The sequence below is a fragment of the Lysinibacillus sp. FN11 genome (assembly GCF_024628845.1).
Classification (GTDB): Bacteria; Bacillota; Bacilli; order Bacillales_A; family Planococcaceae; genus Lysinibacillus; species Lysinibacillus capsici.
This window is the reverse complement of the sequence record NZ_CP102383.1, coordinates 217958-235995: the sequence shown is the minus strand read 5'-3', so window position 1 is coordinate 235995 and position 18038 is coordinate 217958. Positions and strand designations below refer to the sequence as shown.

At 37.1% G+C, this 18038-nt stretch carries 15 protein-coding genes; 4 read left to right on the top strand and 11 right to left on the bottom strand.

Annotation, left to right across the window (positions count from 1 at the left end; genetic code table 11):
- Positions 1 to 122: 122 nt before the first annotated feature.
- A complete protein-coding gene (locus NP781_RS01060) occupies positions 123 to 1511 on the bottom strand; it encodes an aldehyde dehydrogenase (protein ID WP_257521216.1) in 1389 nt (462 codons plus the stop codon).
- A 210-nt stretch (positions 1512 to 1721) separates the two neighbouring features.
- Between NP781_RS01060 and NP781_RS01055 the strand changes: the two genes are divergently transcribed.
- Positions 1722 to 1877, top strand: coding sequence for a hypothetical protein (locus tag NP781_RS01055; protein ID WP_004224556.1), 156 nt, complete (start codon positions 1722 to 1724; stop codon positions 1875 to 1877).
- A 46-nt stretch (positions 1878 to 1923) separates the two neighbouring features.
- On the opposite strand, the gene ssuE is transcribed toward NP781_RS01055, so the two are convergent.
- The 8 genes from ssuE to NP781_RS01015 all read right to left on the bottom strand — a co-directional run bounded on the left by ssuE (position 1924) and on the right by NP781_RS01015 (position 10820).
- A complete protein-coding gene (gene ssuE / locus NP781_RS01050) occupies positions 1924 to 2457 on the bottom strand; it encodes an NADPH-dependent FMN reductase (protein ID WP_257521215.1) in 534 nt (177 codons plus the stop codon).
- 162 nt (positions 2458 to 2619) lie between these two features.
- Positions 2620 to 3957: a dihydrolipoyl dehydrogenase gene (lpdA, locus tag NP781_RS01045; RefSeq protein ID WP_257521214.1), complete on the bottom strand. Its 1338-nt coding sequence runs from the start codon at positions 3955 to 3957 to the stop codon at positions 2620 to 2622.
- Between the two features lie 157 nt (positions 3958 to 4114).
- Complete coding sequence (locus tag NP781_RS01040) at positions 4115 to 6196, bottom strand: catalase (RefSeq protein ID WP_051145739.1); 2082 nt, start codon at positions 6194 to 6196, stop codon at positions 4115 to 4117.
- A 124-nt stretch (positions 6197 to 6320) separates the two neighbouring features.
- Complete coding sequence (locus tag NP781_RS01035) at positions 6321 to 6896, bottom strand: RloB family protein (RefSeq protein WP_016993453.1); 576 nt, start codon at positions 6894 to 6896, stop codon at positions 6321 to 6323.
- On the bottom strand, positions 6893 to 8170 hold the full coding sequence (locus NP781_RS01030; RefSeq protein ID WP_255600426.1) for an AAA family ATPase: 1278 nt from the start codon (positions 8168 to 8170) through the stop codon (positions 6893 to 6895). Before NP781_RS01030 ends, NP781_RS01035 begins: the two co-directional genes overlap by 4 nt.
- Positions 8171 to 8276: 106 nt before the next feature.
- The gene (locus NP781_RS01025) at positions 8277 to 9218 is read right to left on the bottom strand and encodes an NAD-dependent epimerase/dehydratase family protein (protein ID WP_048392010.1); all 942 of its coding nucleotides are present in this window, start codon (positions 9216 to 9218) and stop codon (positions 8277 to 8279) included.
- A 186-nt stretch (positions 9219 to 9404) separates the two neighbouring features.
- Positions 9405 to 9932, bottom strand: coding sequence for a YceI family protein (locus NP781_RS01020; RefSeq protein WP_221679550.1), 528 nt, complete (start codon positions 9930 to 9932; stop codon positions 9405 to 9407).
- Between the two features lie 315 nt (positions 9933 to 10247).
- The gene (locus NP781_RS01015; protein ID WP_221679548.1) at positions 10248 to 10820 is read right to left on the bottom strand and encodes a manganese efflux pump; all 573 of its coding nucleotides are present in this window, start codon (positions 10818 to 10820) and stop codon (positions 10248 to 10250) included.
- 219 nt (positions 10821 to 11039) lie between these two features.
- Between NP781_RS01015 and NP781_RS01010 the strand changes: the two genes are divergently transcribed.
- Positions 11040 to 11915, top strand: coding sequence for a glycine betaine ABC transporter substrate-binding protein (locus tag NP781_RS01010; protein WP_221679545.1), 876 nt, complete (start codon positions 11040 to 11042; stop codon positions 11913 to 11915).
- A 555-nt stretch (positions 11916 to 12470) separates the two neighbouring features.
- Here the strand turns inward: NP781_RS01010 and NP781_RS01005 are convergent.
- Positions 12471 to 13091, bottom strand: coding sequence for a thermonuclease family protein (locus tag NP781_RS01005; protein WP_221679543.1), 621 nt, complete (start codon positions 13089 to 13091; stop codon positions 12471 to 12473).
- 133 nt (positions 13092 to 13224) lie between these two features.
- Complete coding sequence (locus tag NP781_RS25480; protein WP_306829485.1) at positions 13225 to 14964, bottom strand: ABC transporter ATP-binding protein; 1740 nt, start codon at positions 14962 to 14964, stop codon at positions 13225 to 13227.
- Positions 14965 to 15085: 121 nt separating this feature from the next.
- On the opposite strand from NP781_RS25480, the gene NP781_RS00990 reads away from it, so the two are divergent.
- Both NP781_RS00990 and NP781_RS00985 read left to right on the top strand, forming a co-directional pair.
- Positions 15086 to 16516, top strand: coding sequence for an ABC transporter permease (locus tag NP781_RS00990; RefSeq protein ID WP_257521213.1), 1431 nt, complete (start codon positions 15086 to 15088; stop codon positions 16514 to 16516).
- Between the two features lie 13 nt (positions 16517 to 16529).
- On the top strand, positions 16530 to 18026 hold the full coding sequence (locus NP781_RS00985; RefSeq protein ID WP_221679539.1) for an ABC transporter permease: 1497 nt from the start codon (positions 16530 to 16532) through the stop codon (positions 18024 to 18026).
- Positions 18027 to 18038: the final 12 nt, after the last annotated feature.

Here is an 18038-nt window from a genome sequence, read left to right as displayed (position 1 = left end):
ATTTATAATCACCAATCGACATTTTTCGACATAACGAGAAAGAGTTATCTAGAGAACAATTGTCTATGCACCTTAAGCTTATAGTGACAATGGAGGCATCAGAAGATACCTCCATTGTTAAGCTATTTCATAATTGAGCGCACAATTTTCACTTTCTGTTTATATGGCGGGAATAACACATTTGTCTCCAGCTTGGAAGATTTCCTCAAGATAGATTTCGGGTGAGTAAAGTTTTCAAAGCTCGCTTTGCCATGGTATGCTTTCACACCTGATGGACCTACACCACCAAATGGTAAATGTAAATTTCCAACATGTGTGATGGTGTCGTTAATACACCCCCCACCAAACGGTAATTCTTCCAAAAAGTATTGCATAGCTTTTTCATGTTCTGAGAAGAAGTATGCCGCTAAAGGCTTCGGTAATTGTCTGATTTGATGAATGGCAAGTGGCAAATCATTATACATCATAACAGGTAAGATAGGACCAAATAGTTCTTCCTGCATTGATGGACTTGTCCACTTTACATATTCAACGATTGTAGGTTCAATATATAAATCATCCCGATCTATTCGTCCACCATATGTAATGGCATCACGTTCTTCCACAATTATTTGCTGTAAACGATCAAATTGCTTTAAATTGACGATACGCCCATAATCAGGGCTTTTTAAAGGGTTTTTGCCATAAAACGAACGGATTGTTTCTTTTAATATTTTCATAAAACGATCATAAACGTCCTTGTGTACAAGCAGATAATCAGGGGCCACACATGTCTGTCCAGTATTAGTAAATTTACCCCATACAATCCGCTTTGCCGCTACCTCTAGATTTGCTGTTTGATCGACAATTGCTGGACTTTTGCCACCAAGCTCTAAAGCAACTGGTGTCAAACGTTCTGCAGCAGCTTTTGCTACTACTTTACCAACGGCCACACTACCTGTAAAAAAGATATAATCGAAGGAAGCATGAATAAGAGCCGTAACCTCTTCCTTTTCACCTTCCACAACACGTACATATGAAGACGGGAACGTTTCCTCAATGATCTTTTTCACAATGGCTGCTGTGTGTACAGAGGTTTCTGATGGTTTGACAATTGCAGTGTTTCCTCCAACTATGGCACCAATTAGTGGCTCCATTACAAGTTGGAATGGATAATTAAATGGCCCGATAATTAATGTTACGCCATAGGGCTCACGAACAATAAAGCTCTTGCCCATTTGATATTGTATCGGTGTTTTGACTGCTTCCGGTTCCATCCATTCCTCTACATGTTTTACCATATATGAAATACTATCTAATACAATGCCAATTTCTGTTGCATACGCCTCAAATTCACTTTTACGAAGGTCTAAGTAAAGTGCATTCAATATTTCCTTCTCATATTTCAAAATTGAAGTTTTTAAGTTCTTTAATTGCTCTTTTCTAAATTTCACACTTTTTGTAGCACGGGAAAAATAAAATTGACGTTGCTCTGTAATCATATTTTCCACATCTTGTGACGTAAAATTCATCAATAAAGCACCCCTTTTTTAAAATGGCATACATAGTTTTTTCATTTTGAAACAAACTATCTTTGTCTATACGATACAACATCGAGAGGCAAAAATCCTCTTTCTACATCGAGGGGGTGAAATAGCAATATGTGAAAATGAAATGTTTTAGTTTTTTCATCTCGGGAAATATACAACTACATATTAAAACCGAAACGGGGGCGTAGATGAATGACAACAACAACAGGAACATGGTGGGAGTCCATTTTTTCTGGACCATTATCGCATGGAATTTGTGAAGAAAAAATATTGCTATTGCAAGATGAGGCTTTCTTATATCTCTCTACAATACCTGTGGAGAATGAAGAAAATCCAGAAGGAAATTAAAAAATAACGCATTATAGGATGCCCCTATAATGCGTTTTTATTTATTTTAATTAACAATGAATACTTGCTGTAACTGATCTAATTGTGCTTCAAGTCTACGGATGGCCTCTTCTTCTATCGCAAAGCCACCCTCTTCCAAACGAATAACTTGTTTATCCACAATGTAAACAGAATTGGTAATGGATGTGGCTCCTAGTACAGCTAACACTGGCTTTAATGCATATTCTAACGCTAACAAATGACTGATCGAACCGCCTACAGCAATGGGGAGTATAGCCTTTTTGAACAAGGCTTTTTGCGGTAGTAGATCCAAGTAAGTCTTCAAAATACCTGTATAGGAAGCTTTATAAATTGGTGTAAGGATGACAATAAAATCTGCTTCCTTAACATGCTCATTTTCAGACTGTATTTCCTTACTAGAAAAATTTGCTGTTAATAAATCTGTAGCTGGGAGCCCATGTATATAATTTGAGTGAACCTCTACTCCTTGTGCAATGAAATGATTCTCCACCTTTTCATGAATGGCGGTAACTCGAGAGTTTTTCGAATTACTTCCGTTAATAATGACTGCTTTTGTCATCATGCCCACTCCTTTTATCAATGTTATAAAAAAGGCCCCTATTCTACAAATCGATGAACAATCGTTTTGTAAAATAGAAGCCTCTAGATGTCTAGTTAACTTAAATACCTAGTATTCTTATAAAATTAATTTAACATAAATTTCTAGAATGTCAACAGCTTTTTATTGGTGTATTGCTTTCCCAAACACAGCTTTAGCTACATCTCCAATATGCTCCGATACAGTAGGATGTGGAAAAATCATATGTGCAAGTGATCGAGCTGTACCACCAGCATTTTTTGTTGCTAATAGCGAATTAAGTATTTCTGTTGCGCCATCAGCTACTACACAAGCCCCTAAAATTTGCCCATTATCCTTAGATGAAATTAGCTTCACAAAGCCTTCGGTATTCCCCTCCATTAATGACTTTGGATTTGTTTGTAGAGGCATTTTCGTTACAATGTACGGCGCTTTGACTTGCTCTTCTAGTAAACCAAATGTAGCTATTTCAGGGCTTGTATAAACACAACGTGGAATGCTTGTTTGATCAATTGGTATTGGTTGATTTCCTACAATATAATCCACAACGTAAATACCCTCAGCACTGGCAGAATGTGCAAGTTGATAACCACCCACTAAGTCACCAATCGCATAAATATTCGGCAGGCTTGTTTCAAAATGCTCATTGACAGCGATTAATCGACCATCTAAAGTTAATCCTAATTGCTCGGCAATTTCTATATTGGGACGACGTCCAGTTGCAAATAATAGGTTTTCATATGTATAAGATCCTATAGATGTATGAATGATATTACCTTCAAATTTTTCAAATTGAAAATCTGTCACAAGTTCAATACCAAGTTTCTTCAACTTTTCTCGAATCAGCGGTCTTGCTTCCGCCTCTTCCGTTTGTAAAATATCCTCGCTATGATTAAGCACTGTTACCTTTGTACCGAGGGGTGCTAAACTAAACGCCATTTCAATGGCAATTACGCCCCCGCCAATGATCGTTAGCTGGGCTGGAAGCTTGTCTATATTAAAAAATGTGTCCGTCGTATAGTAGGTAGTTGTCTCTAATCCTTCGAATCGTGGAACAAAGGGTTTACTACCTGTCGCTAAAATTATATCGGATGCCATTATCGTCTCATTCCCGATAGTTATCGTTAAGTCGTTTACGACTGAAGCTTCACCACGATATAAAGTTATATGATTGTTGATAATATAATGCTCAATGTTTGTTAGTAGTTCATGAATTATTGTATCTTTCCGTTGCATTAGTCGAGGAAAATTAATTTCCACTTTAGGTACTTCTATTCCCCAGCTATTCCCTCTTTTTATTGCCTGCACAAGTTTACTATGTTCCAATAAAATCTTTGATGGAATGCAGCCAACGTTATAGCAGGCTCCTCCCAATTTATCTCGTTCGATTAGCGCTACTTTTTTACCATTCTTGGCTGCATGTATGGCAGCCACATAGCCACCAGGTCCCGCCCCAATAATAGCAATATCAAAATTTTCCATAATTTTCACCTCATGTATCACCATATCATTTGCAAATTTTGAATGCAATGACAGACATAGTAAAAGCCTTTCATTACAATGAAAGGCCTTTGACTTATTTGTTTAGTTTATGAGCATTCGTTTCTCTTTCGTGAGTATTCGACGCTCTTTGAACTATTTAATAAATATTTCGTTGCCAAAATCGTTGCTGGGCAATGGCAGCTACAAATTTTTTCGGAAAATCTTTATTACCTGTAGCTAAAATGATTCCTGGCCCTACATTGGCATTCGACATATTGAAAAAGGTTGTGCCAGTTGCAGCAAATCCTATAGGCTTAAAGTGACGATATGCTTCATTTATATAATTGACGATATAAGTATTGAACTTCGCCTGATTACTTGCCTTTACTCCAACAACATATAACGAGTCAAATAATACGGCATCGGTTGTGATAAATGTGTCAGTAGCCGTTAATTGCACACCATTATTCCCTATTACCACACCTAGTCGATCAGAGATTATGCTATAGCGCACACCTTGTCTTGTTAAATATTTCAATACTTCCCCGACCTCATTTGCATCAAAACCATCACCAATTAAGACGCCTACTTTCAGCGTATAGGGCAATTTAACGGTATTTGCTTGGCTCAGTGCAGGTGAAGAGGCCGTTACCTTAGACTGCTCGCCATTAGGTCGATTAACACCAACGTTGTCTGCCACTGTGGTAGCCATTACTTTATCCACATGAACAAACATATCCACTACTTGCTGACGAACAGATTTACTTTTCACTTTTCCTACTTCGAAGCTAAAGGCATCAATAATGTGTTGTTTTTCAGGTGGAGACATGCTGTTCCAAAATAGCCTTGCTTGTGAAAAGTGATCGTCAAAGGATTTACTACGCGCTCTCGTGATTCTTCCCTCAACCTTTTCTTCATAATGAACATATCCTCCTTCTCTTGCAGTAGAGGTGGCTGGTGTATTATTTGCTAATGAATTTTTATGATAGCTTACCCTGCCTAAATTAATGGTCTGTCGACTAAAGCCATTACGTTGATTGTTATGCACTGGGCAAATCGGACGATTAATAGGGATTTCTGCAAAATTTGGTCCACCTAATCGAATCAATTGTGTATCTAAATAGGAAAACAATCGACCTTGTAGCAAAGGATCATTGGTAAAATCTATGCCAGGCACAACATTACCTGGATGAAAGGCTACTTGCTCTGTTTCAGCAAAGACATTATCCACATTGCGATTTAAGGTCATCTTTCCAATTTTCTTCACAGGTACTAGTTCCTCTGGCCAAAGCTTTGTCGCATCTAAAATATCAAAATCAAATTTAAATTCATCCTCAGGTTCTAGTATCTGTATGCCTAACTCAAACTCTGGATAATCTCCAATTTCGATGGCTTCCCATAAATCTCTTCGTTGAAAATCTGGATCCTTCCCTGCAATTATCTGGGCTTCATCCCAAACAAGAGAATGCACTCCTAGCACAGGCTTCCAATGGAATTTCACAAATCTCGATCTTCCCTTGTCATTGACGAAACGGAATGTATGCACACCGAAACCTTCCATCATACGAAAGCTTCGCGGAATGGCACGGTCAGACATTACCCACATTACCATATGTGCAATTTCCTGATTACTGGCTACAAAATCCCAAAAAGTATCGTGTGCGGAGGCTGCTTGTGGCATTTCATTATGAGGCTCAGGCTTTACGGCATGAATTAAATCGGGAAACTTAATGGCATCCTGAATAAAAAAGACAGGGATATTATTACCAACTAAATCATAATTCCCCTCATCCGTATAAAATTTTGTTGCGAACCCACGTACATCACGAGCTGTGTCCATTGAACCTAAACTTCCTACCACTGTCGAAAATCTGACAAACACAGGTGTCTTCTTTTTCGGATCCTGCAAAAAATTTGCCTTCGTATATTCGGACATGGATTCATATAATTCAAACTCGCCATGTGCTGCAAAACCTCTGGCATGTACAACACGCTCTGGAATACGCTCATGATCAAAATGGGTAATTTTTTCTCTAAGATGAAAATCTTCCATAATTGTCGGACCACGAACACCTGCCTTTAACGAATCCTCATCATTGGACACCCTTAGTCCCTGATTCGTTGTCATTTTCGTACCCTCATTCTCGACACGAAACGGCTCTAATTGATGATCCTTTGGATTTCCTTCTACATTTTTGGATTGATTCGACTTTGAGTTATCCACGCAATCCCCTTTCATACATGTACTAATTTCGCTCCATATACACTATATGTTTTAAAAAAAGAAACATGCCTTCATTTCGACAAAGCTTATGTAAAGATAAAAACAGGTTTCTATTTGTTAATAGAAAACCTGCTCAATCTTAAAATATGTATCGTATCATTTCATGTATGTTACAGTATGGGTTGTCACGGCTCTCTGTCTCTCGGAGTGCCATCATATCTGTGCAATTTTTAATGGCTACCTCATGCCGTAATGCAATGGGGGCTATGATGGATTCATCAGCCTTATGCCGGAAATACCGACTGACACCAAGGTGCTGTTCCATTTTGTCATTGAGGACAGCACGAGGGTATTTTTCTGTACTATCAACTTCCTCAAAATGCAAGAGTAACCACAATTCAAATGCTTCATTTGTATAGGCAATATGAATATTTTTTTCCTCACAAAATTGATTTACTTCCTCTAGTTGCTTTTCGGTTAGATCATCCTTATCAAAAACAATCCAAACTTCATCAAAGTATTGGTAGCTGGAATCTCGATAAGCATGTTGGGCAAGCTTGATCGCTGAACGTTTAACGTTTTTTATTTTGACACTAACCATCTTAGAGCGCTTTAAAATACGCATTTGTTCAAAATAGATGCGTTCTGTTTCACCTTCACAATAAATTAAAATAGTTTTACGCAGTGTTCGGCTCCCTTGTTGACGTACTCTCACTGCTCAGATACCTCCGTTTCTTCTAAGTATTGTTCAGATAAATACTCATTAATGACAGGCGTTGCACCGAATTCCCCTTTCATATAGCGTTTCGCATAAGAAAGATCTCCACGTTTCTTTTGTAAATCTGCAAAATCAAATAAGGAGTATAGTTCTGATTCATTTTTAAAGCTTTTATTCACAAACCAAATTTGATCGGAGCGTAGTGGCTGATCAAGTAATTCAATTTCATGACTTGTCACGACAAATTGATTACTGCTATTGCGTTTGCTATTCATAATAGCCATTAAAAACTCACAAATTGATACATGGAAGGCTGTGTCGAATTCGTCAATAAAAATGGTTTTCCCTTTATTATAAGCATCCACCATCACACAGGCTAAATGTAGCATTCGCACTGTGCCCTTAGAATCCATTGTCCAATTAATTGTTTCTGTCCCTATTGGTGCACCTGCTTCATCAAATGATAAATAATGTAGATCAATATCTACTTCTTGAATCACCTCAGGCGAATCAAACTCATAGCCAATTGTATTTTTCTCTCTGCGTTCCACACGTCTAGCCGTGACATCTTGAATGGAGAGGTCTGCAATTTTTAGGAGTTTGATCACTTCCTTTTTAAACGGCTCCTCTTCAAGTTTACGAATAAGAGGATGACTTGATAACCGATTTGCTTCATCTAGGAAAAGAATTTTATGTAAAAACCAATCGAATATCTTTAAAGCATCTAGATCATTAAAAACATGTAATACTGATAGAAAGGCTGTATTATTACGTGTATATTTTGTCAATTCCTGTGAAGCTGTTTGAAATGTCTCATAAGAATATTCTGTACCATCCCATTGTCTGACAAATAGTTCTTCCTTCAGTGACTTGTTCGTTTTCACAAGACGTTCATAGAGAACTTGAGAAGCATTATACTGAATTTCATAATCATATAAAGCTCCGTCCAAAAAAAGCGATATCATAAACTCTGTTGGTTTGTCTTGCTGACTTCCTAACTTAAACGGTTGATAGGGTAGACGTAACTGCTTTACATTATTTAAGTTTTCAAAATTAAAAAGCAAGGAACGTAATACTTTAATAGCCGTAAAAAGATTAGATTTGCCGCTTCCATTTGGACCAAAAATAAATGCGCTTTTTACAAGACGAAGTGTATCCAACTGAATTGTATGGGTATCCTTCCATTTTCGTAGGCGACTTCCAGCTACCATTGAAAACAACGTATCATCTTTATAACTTAAACAATTCTTTACTCTAAAATCTACAAGCATATGTAAGCCTCCGTCCACAACCATTTCTTTAATGAATTATTATACTATAGACATAGAAAAAGACATATTACGCAATGTAATATGTCTTTTTTACTTTATTGTCCCTTTATCCACTTTTTTGTTGAATTTCTGCTAATGATTCATTTTGTAGCGCGTGCAATGTACGTTCAATGCCTTCTGCAAAAGAAATTTTAGGCTTCCAACCAATTGCATTGGCTAATTTATCATTATTTAAAAATGAATGCTCAATATCTCCTTCTCGTGCTGGGGCATATTGAATTTCAAGTGGATGGTTTAAGTGTTGGAGCAGTAGGATGACCTGGTGAATTGACCAAGCCTCATTAGTGGACACATTATACGTGCCTTGTAAACGTGCAGATACACCTGCGTAAATAGCATCAGCAATATCGTCTACATAAATAAAATCACGTGTTTGTTCACCATCACCATAAATTGTAAATGGTTTACCTGCCATACTGCTTTTTAACATACTTGGAATCACAGCTGCTTCACCTTGCATTTGCTGTCTTGGCCCGAAAACATTGGCAAATCTATAGATAAGAACAGGCAAACGATAATCTTTTTGCCATTTCTCACAGTAGGTTTCGCCAATGCTCTTGTTTAATCCGTACATAGATATTGGTTCACAGACATCTGATTCCTCTAATGGAGGATAGTGACTATCTCCATAAACAGCTGCTGAGGAGGCAAAGACAAAGTGCTGTACCTTATACTTGGATGATAAAAAAAGCATTTGGCTAAGTCCAACTATATTTGTCAAAATATCCTTTACTGGCTCCTGGATAGATTGCTGAACGCTCGTTTGCGCTGCACAATGGACAACCACATCAAAGTTTATTTCCTTAAAGAGATGCTCGCAAACCTCATCCTCAACATTTAAAAGATAGGATTTATGCTCAAAGTCAACATTCCGTAAATGACCCGTACTTAAATTATCAATAATATAAACCGTTGCACCTTCTTCAAAAAAACGCCTACCTACTGCACTGCCAATAAAACCATAGCCACCTGTCACTAATACATTCATCCTATCGCCCCCAAAAACAATATGATGATTTATATGCAGTAATTACTAAAAATATGCAAGAAACTTATTTACTGGTAATTTTTCTCAAATTCTTTTTACTAGATTGCATCATTAACAAGTATCTATTTTGAGCTATATAAAAAGCATGTTTGAAGATTACTTCAAACATGCCCTAGCTATCTATTTTTAAGCTGGATTAATTTCTAATTCAACCGTTACTTTAATATCTTTCCCAACAAGGACTCCACCAGTTTCTAATGCCGCATTCCAAGTTAGACCAAAGTCTTCACGATTAATTGTTGTTTCAGCTTCAAAGCCGTATACTTCTTGACCCCATGGATTTGTGCCTTTTCCATTAAATTCTGTATCAAAAGTTACTGATTTTGTAACGTCTTTGATTGTTAAATCACCAGTTACTGCATATTCATCGCCAGCTTTTTTAGCAATATTTGTAGATTTAAATGTAATCGTTGGATATTTTTCGGCATCAAAGAAATCTGCTGCCTTTAAATGATTATCACGATCTTCGCTACGTGTATTAATGCTCGCTGGATCGATTGTAAAACTAATAGTAGCAGTTGTTAAATCTGCAAGGTCTGCTGCTTCGATATCTGCTGAGTAACTGTCAAATACACCCTTAACTTTTGATACCATCATGTGTTTTACTTGAAAGTTAATTGCTGAGTGTCCTGAATCAATGTTCCATTTTGCCATTTTAAATTCCTCCAATTGGTTGATTTTATCTCGATTTCGAGATATATTTTAAAATATGAAGCAACTACATCTTTTATGTTACCCAAAATTGGATAGGATAAACATTTGTAGTTACTTATTTGTTTACAGCTTGGCTTATGAAAAGTTTTTAATTACTTTCTGTAACCTACTATATATTAATAATTTAGTTACGTCAAGTAATTAAAAATAGATTTTTAAAATATAAAAAAAGATGTCCGAGTCATCGGTACACCCCTCTCTATGTAATAAAAAGAATATCACCAATATTTGGTGATATTTAGCCGCAGCAAAATATTATTTTGCAAAAACCTCAAAAATACCAATCATGATAAGTAGCCATCCTGATATGGCTGTAGAATGCTTGCCAATAAACGTTTTTGCTAGTAAAGAGCCACATCTACTTCCTACTCCAACTGTGATAAAGGAAAATACGCCGATGGAAATGACTGTCCAAAGAGCTGAGATGCCATTTGCGCCTATTGCAATACCCCCTGCTAAACAGTTCGCTGACAAGACAAAGCCAAGTGCCATTGCTTCTCTTGTTGAGATCACTAGATTTTTATCTTCATCAAATAATTCGGGATTTCCTGCTATCCGCTGATTAGAAAAATTATTAGACATCAAAGTCCATAGACCAATCACACACAGTAGTAAACTCCCTAGCAAATTGGCAGTATGCGGTGAAATATACTCAACAACTGTGCTACCAGCTGTTACTGCGACATATGTGACAATCATCGACATAACAGCAATCACAGCATTTGATAAAATTGGAATTTTAACTTGTTTGACACCATAGGCTAGACCAATCCCCAAGTTATCTAAATTCGCAGCGATTCCTATTAGAATAATTGTAATCCAATGCATACTAAGCCTCCTCAAATCTCCGTCTCCATTTTCACCTATCGTATGTCAACAATAAAAAAATTAATGGGCACAACGAAGCTTAATTGTTTATGTTCCATCTTTTAGCACGGTTTGACTAAACCATCAATTTGACAAAAGTAACAACTTGTTTATAAAATTAAGTTGTTACTTGTTAATATTTATACTTTAATGTAAGAAATAATAGAAAGGAGATGTAATATGAAACTCATCAAGTTATTGAAAATAGGCATAGCATTTATATGCCTTATAGTGTTAACTGCATGTGGTTCAGAAAAGGAGGACACAAAGAATACTGAGAAAGGTGAAATCAATTTAGCATATGTTGAATGGGATACTGAGGTTGCATCTACACATGTAGTAGGACAAGTACTAGAAGATTTAGGATATAAGGTAACACTGACACCTTTAGACAATGGGATCATGTGGGAAGCACTTGCAAACGGAGAGGTCGATGGTATGGTATCTGCTTGGTTGCCACAAACACATGCCCCACAAGTAGAAAAATACAACAATAAGATAGAGAACTTAGGAGAAAACCTAACTGGTGCTAAGATTGGTTTGGTTGTACCAAGTTATATGGATGTCGATTCTATTGAAGATTTAACAAACCAAGCTAATCAAACCATTACAGGCATTGAACCAGGAGCTAATATGATGGCTACGACAGAAAATGCCTATAAGGAATATAAAAATCTGGAAGGTTGGAATGTTTTGACCTCATCTGCTGGTGCAATGACCGCAGCCCTCAGTCAGGCTATCTCTAATAATGAAGAAATCATCATCACAGGCTGGTCACCACACTGGATCTTTAATGCCTATGATTTAAAGTACTTAGATGACCCCAAAGGTTTATATGGAACAGAAGAATATATTGGCACTTTTGCGCGGAATGGTTTAAAAGAGGATGCTCCAGAAGCCTATAGTGTCCTTGACCGTTTCAACTGGAGTGCTAAAGATATAGAAAGTGTAATGTTTGATATAATGGAAGGCATGAGTGCCACAGATGCTGCGAAAAAATGGATTGCTAACAATCAAGAAAAAGTAGCCGAATGGACGAAAGATGTACAAGCATAAAAAGAGAACCCATTTACTACTCATTAGTAAATAGTTTCAGACTGTAGACGGCTCATTCTATAATAGAATGAGCCGTCTACAATTTTTAACGTTCCTAAAAATGAGGGGGGTTTCAGGAGCGTAATAATGAACTAGCAAACTTCTGGAGAAAAGTAGCTAAAGTTCATCCTCTCTACACTGTATTGTAGAACAAGGAATATTCTTTATATGATAATGATAATCATTATCATATAAATTGTCAACATTAATAATAATGATTTTTCATTTATCAGTAGCTGTCTTCCACTGTTTGGAAAACAAAACGTTGTTGGTTGCTTGCTTTCCTTTGTGCGATCGCTTTCTCCACTACCCTGTACTGAACACATTAGATTTTTACGACCAATTTCATGAGTGCATTACATACATAGAGACGACCCTATAAAAGTGAATCGCCCTCTCACCATGCTAAAAACTTTGCAAATGAAATTTAAAATAAAAAGCTGCTACCTATAAGATAATGGCAGCAGCTTCCTAGCTAAAATTAAACTTAAAAGCGTATAGTAATGGATTTATAGATTATTGAACTACATCAGGGTGGAAACCATCTTTTTGGAAGTAATCCTCATGTGACCAAATATTTAATTTTGCATCCTGAGCTTTTTGTTGAATAGCTCTAAATGCTTCTTCAAATGTATTATTTGGCTTATGAATATAACGTACAACTGCAAGCCCTTCGTTTAATAAAGATTCCTGCAATAAGACATTATCTACAAACACGTAGGCTAGATGGCGATCATAATTGTCTGTTTCTGGTCCAACATCGTAGACCGCTTCAATTTTCTTAGCCTGTTCCAATAAATTGATCGTATACTCTTTTGCTTCTTCCGCATATGGCTGAGCGCCACCTTTGTTGTAATTCATTTCAGGAGTATCCACCATTAATAGACGAATTTTTTGTTTCTCACCATTAATTGTCGCCTGAATCGTATCCCCATCATATGCTTTAATATAGTCTATCTCAAAGCGTTTATTACCTGTTTTTCCTTCCACTTGTTCAATGGTAATAGTACCTTGCTGTTCTGTAACTGATTTAGTACTTTGATCTTCCGCAGGTGATCTGCCAAATATCATGTACAATGCTACAGCCAAAATAATCGTGCCACTTGTTATTAATGTTTTTATATCTTGCATTTTCATGTAGTAGGTCCCTCACAACTAATCATCATTGCTTATACTTATGATTCGTATAAGTTGTGCACCTCATCATCAGGAAGACAACAAGTTTCACGATGTCTCTATTGTAAAATATCAAGCTACTACATTCAAGCTATCATATTGTCACTGCTACCCAGTGATTTGGTAAAACCTCTACTAACTGACTATTTTTAACCTCATAACGCATTTTCACATCTTCTGCATGTTCAGCTTCATTATATTTCTGCTTCTCTATTGCAGGATCTGGAACAGGAATAGAACGTAATAATGCACGTGTATATGGATGTTGTGGGTTAGCATATAGCTCTTCACTTTCTGCCAGTTCTACAATCTTCCCACCATACATGACGGCAACACGGTCACTGATATGTTTCACCATGGATAAATCATGGGCAATAAATAAATACGTCAACCCAAGCTTTTGTTGTAATTCTTTTAATAAATCAACAATCTGCTTTTGAATGGAAACATCCAGTGCCGATAAGGGTTCATCACAAACAATAAAGTTTGGCTCAACCGCTAATGCTCTCGCAATACCAATTCGTTGACGCTGACCTCCCGAAAACTCATGAGGATAACGCATGGCATGTTCTTTTTTCAAACCGACAAGTTCAAGCAATTCCTCTACTCGTTGTCGTCTCTCCTCATGCGTCTTCACCAGACCATGAATATCAAGAGCCTCGCCAATAATGTCTAAGATTTTTCTACGAGGATTTAACGATGAATAGGGGTCTTGGAAAATAATTTGCATATGACGACGCATTGCCTTTAGCTGTTTTTTCGATAGCCTTGTTACAGGTATTCCTTGATATAGAACCTCGCCATTTGTAGGCTGATGAAGCTGGAGAATCGTCCGACCTGTAGTCGATTTACCCGAACCGGATTCACCAACCAAGCCCAATGTTTCACCAGGATATATATAGAATGATAAATCATTCACTGCTTTCAACGTTTGGCCACGGCCTAACGGAAATTCTTTAGACAGATGGGTCACTTCGATTAACGGCTTATGTCGATCGATACCTGGCTGAATAGTAGCAATCTCTTTTGGTTGCTTTTTCTCATGCAGTTTTGGTAAGGCATTCAATAATTTCTGGGTATACGGATGCTGGGCATTTGCAAAAATTTCTTCTGTTGTGCCCTGTTCAACAATTTCTCCTTCTTTCATCACTAGGATGCGATCACACATACCTGCAACAACGCCTAAATCGTGTGTAATTAAAATAATAGACGTTCCCATTTTCTTTTGCATATTGCGCATTAATTTTAGGATTTGAGCTTGAATAGTAACGTCCAGTGCTGTTGTTGGTTCATCTGCAATAAGCAGTGAGGGATTACAAGCAAGCGCCATAGCAATCATTACGCGTTGACGCATACCACCTGAAAATTCATGAGGGTATTGTCGATACCGTTCTTCTGCGTCTCTAATACCAACCAGTTTTAATAATTCTATTGTTTGTTGATAGGCCTCGTTTTTTGACATTGACTGATGCTTAATTAAACTTTCAGCCACTTGATCGCCTATTCGAATAGTAGGGTTTGTGGATGTCATCGGATCTTGGAAAATCATACTAATATCTTGTCCACGTATCCCTTCCATTTGTTTTTCACTAAATTCAGTGAGTTCTTGCCCTTTAAACACAATTGAGCCAGATTTCAAAAATGAAGGTGGCGATGGTAATAAACGCATAATGGAGCGAGCCGTAACACTTTTCCCGCTCCCAGACTCTCCCACAATTCCGAGTGTTTCACCTTTGTTTAGATGGAAGCTAACGTCCTTAACGGCTTCAAATTCTGTCTCCCCTGTGATAAAGGATACCCGAAGATTCTTGATTTCTAAAAGCTTTTCACTCATTCGACCCATCCTTTTTAAAATTTGTGATTGACTTACTTTCAAGTATAATCCATACTTTACAATACTGATAGGAATTATACAATATAATGCTGAATATTTTATTTACGTTTGGAGGAAATGCATGGTTACTTCAAAAATTCATTTAAAACCCGAGAAATTTATTTTCTTTTCTACGGTTTATCAAAAACTAATGCATCAAAAGCCTTATCAACTACTTCTTTTTCTTTTTAGTATTTTAGTGCATCCTTTTACATACTTTATCTATCGGAAAAGGAAACATTCAAACACATATGATCAGGCTTTTGCATTGCGTAGTCAGTACTATATAGAGCATGGATTGGTTGCCCAGTGGCAAAAGGAATTTGAGCAACAAGAAATAGCAAAAGCTACATTTTTTAAAGAGGCTGTATTGGCGTCACAAATTCAGCTCACAGCCAAACACTTAGCTCAAAGGAAGCTTCAACAGCAAGTGGATCAGGATTTACAAAAAGAGGACATTCAACAACTATCCTATGCCCAATTTTTTAATCAGCAACTAACTAACAAACGTTTTGTGGCTCTTACCTTTCTACCAGCTGTTTTATTTTATGTAGTACTTATCTTATTTGCGAATCCATTTCTGCAATTTATCATTGAACGTATTTTACAAAGCTTCATTGTGATTGTTGGTGTGGCTACATTGGTGTTTACCATTTTATATTTATCACCTTTTGATCCAGCAAGAAACCTACTCGGAGTTGAAGCAACACCTGTGCAAATAGAAAACTTTAATCGCATTCATGGTTTGGATCAACCTTATTTATCACAGCTATGGAACGCATTATCCGGTCTATTTACATTTGATTTAGGTACATCCTTTGCAGGTAAAGAAGATATCACACATAGCATTGCTACAAAATTCCCTGTTACTCTTGAAATTGCCGTATTGTCGTTGCTAATGGCAATTGCTATTGCCATACCAGTTGGGATTATTTCAGCTGTTCGTCCAAACTCATATTTGGATTACACATTTATGTTCATTGCTTTAATTGGTTTATCCATCCCAAGCTTTTGGCAAGGTTTAATTTTTATTTTGACATTTGCTCTAAAGTTACAATGGTTTCCAGCTACCTATAACCCTCATAATTGGCTATCGCTTATCATGCCAATTGTCGTCTTAGGAACATCCATTACGGCTTCTATTGCTAGGATGACAAGGTCAAGTATGCTTGAGGTAATTCATGAGGATTACATTATTACAGCAAAGGCTAAGGGCTTAAATGAATTCAAAGTGATTTCAAAACATGCCATTCGCAATGCTATGATTCCGATTATTACGGTGATTGGACTTCTTTTTGGAGGTATGTTGGGAGGCGCATCTGTAACAGAAAAGGTATTCAACATTAGTGGGATAGGTAGCTATATCGTCGATAAACAATTTATCCCTGATATTCCGGCCATTCTTGGGGGCGTTGTATATATCGCCATCACCATTTCGATTGTCAATTTATTCATTGATATCATGTATGCCTTTTTTGATCCACGCATTCGCTCGAAAATGAAGAAGTCTTAAAGGAGGATCACCTGTGAAAAACATCTTACATGTCAAACTACTCTTGAAGATTACACAGGAATATGTCAATTCTCATTTTACTTTTGTCTTTTCCTTACTGTTTTCTTTACTATTTCTAGCCTATAGCTATAATTTTTCCAGCAATAGCTGGCGACCGGTGGTTCTGCTTCTTTTTGTTATTTATGCCATTACTACGGCATATGTTGCCTTCGTCAATCTACGAATTAAAAAGGATTTAGCAACGTATGGTGACATTCAAAAAAATACTCGAATGTTTGGCTATCCCCTTTTAATAACGATACTGTCAGGTAATATTTTTTCGACATCCTTTGCATTTATGCTTGTGTCAAAAAGAAAGACTGCAGAATATACTTTTGCTGCCTATGCCTTTATAACACAGCTATTCATCTTAGGTATTGCAGCATTGAATTTATTTAAGCCATATGTAACAGATACCTTTTTACTAGCAATGGGCGTTTTCTTAGTACTCTCGCTTCTCTATATCGTGATGGCCATATTATGTACGAAATATGTCACAGCAACTGAGGCACCAAAATGGATGCTCATTCCAGGTATTGTCCTACTATTGGCGACTTTCACTGGTAATCTATTTGCGACTTTACTAGGATATAGCCTTATCCAAAAGGCTCGAAGGGCAAATCCATCCTCTATTGAGAAATGGCAAAAAATATGGGAAAAGATTTTACGCAATACAATGGCTGTATTCGGCTTATTCTTCATTATTTTCATGTTCTCGTTATCCGTTACAAGCTCTTGGACTTTCGACTATGATTTTGCTACTGAAAATAATTATGGAGCATTGCTACAAACGCCGACATTAGAATACCCACTAGGAACAGATAATTATGGTCGAGATTTATTTTCTCGTATTGTGTTTGGGGCACAAATATCATTAATCGTCGGATTTTTCTCCACAATTATTCCCGCAGTTATTGGTGGCGCATTAGGAGCATTTTCAGGCTATTATGGTAAATCCACTGATAATATCATCATGCGAAGTCTCGATATTTTATATGCCATTCCAGGGATATTGTTAGCCATTGCTATTATCGCCGCATTTGGTGCTAATACTGTGAATCTTATTATTGCACTTAGTGTTGGAGCAATTCCAACCTATGCCCGTACAATGCGGGCAAATGTTATGCAGCTTGCTAATTATGAGTTTGTAGAATCGGCTAGAGCTTTAGGTGCATCTGATGCAGCTATTATTTTCAAGCACATTGTCCCCAATTCTTTAGCACCAATGATTGTGAAAGCAACATTAACGATTGGCGGAGCTGTTATTTCAACAAGTAGTTTAAGTTTTTTAGGGCTTGGTATTGAGCCACACATTCCCGAATGGGGCAATATTTTAAAGGTTGGTAGTACGTACCTGGAAACACATTCATATGTCGCGATTTTCCCAGGTCTTTGTATTATGCTTCTTGTCCTCTCCTTTAACTTTTTAGGAGATGGTTTACGAGATGCTTTAGATCCAAAAACAAATTAATCGGAGGTAGCT